The sequence below is a fragment of the Paenibacillus sp. KS1 genome (assembly GCF_001680695.1).
In the GTDB taxonomy this organism is placed as follows: domain Bacteria; phylum Bacillota; class Bacilli; order Paenibacillales; family Paenibacillaceae; genus Paenibacillus_B; species Paenibacillus_B suaedae.
This window is the reverse complement of sequence record NZ_MAIS01000267.1, coordinates 1-893: the sequence shown is the minus strand read 5'-3', so window position 1 is coordinate 893 and position 893 is coordinate 1. Positions and strand designations below refer to the sequence as shown.

Sequence of the window (893 nt, the reverse complement as noted above, 5' to 3'; positions counted from 1 at the left end):
CCACATACTCAACTGCTTGTCCGGGTCCCCGTCAATTCCTTTGAGTTTCATTCTTGCGACCGTACTCCCCAGGCGGAACGCTTAATGTGTTAACTTCGGCACCAAGGGTATCGAAACCCCTAACACCTAGCATTCATAGTTTACGGCGTGGACTTCCAGGGTATCTAATCCTGTTTGCTCCCCACGCTTTCGCGCCTCAGCGTCAGTTACAGCCCAGAAAGTCGCCTTGGCCACTGGTGTTCCTCCACATTTCTACGCATTTCACAGCTACACGTGGAATTCCACTTTCCTCTTCTGTACTCAAGCTATGCAGTTTTGGATGCGACCCAAGGTTGAGCCCTAGGTTTAAACACCCAACTTACATTGCCGCCTGCGCGCGCTTTACGCCCAATAATTCCGGACAACGCTCGCCCCCTACGTATTACCGCGGCTGCTGGCACGTAGTTAGCCGGGGCTTTCTTCTCAGGTACCGTCACCCTAAGAGCAGTTACTCTCCTAGGCGTTCTTCCCTGGCAACAGAGCTTTACGATCCGAAAACCTTCATCACTCACGCGGCGTTGCTCCGTCAGACTTTCGTCCATTGCGGAAGATTCCCTACTGCTGCCTCCCGTAGGAGTCTGGGCCGTGTCTCAGTCCCAGTGTGGCCGATCACCCTCTCAGGTCGGCTACGCATCGTCGCCTTGGTAAGCCGTTACCTTACCAACTAGCTAATGCGCCGCAGGTCCATCCATAAGTGGCAGATTGCTCCGCCTTTCTCATCTCCCTCATGCGAGGAAAATGCCTATCTGGTATTAGCTCACGTTTCCGTGGGTTATCCCAGTCTTATGGGCAGGTTACCTACGTGTTACTCACCCGTCCGCCGCTAACTATCAGGAGTGCAAGCACTCCATCAA

General features: G+C 53.6%; 1 rRNA gene. It reads right to left on the bottom strand.

Features of this window, described 5'->3' with window-relative positions:
* A 16S ribosomal RNA gene (locus tag BBG47_RS28225) occupies positions 1 to 893 on the bottom strand; the annotation flags it as partial.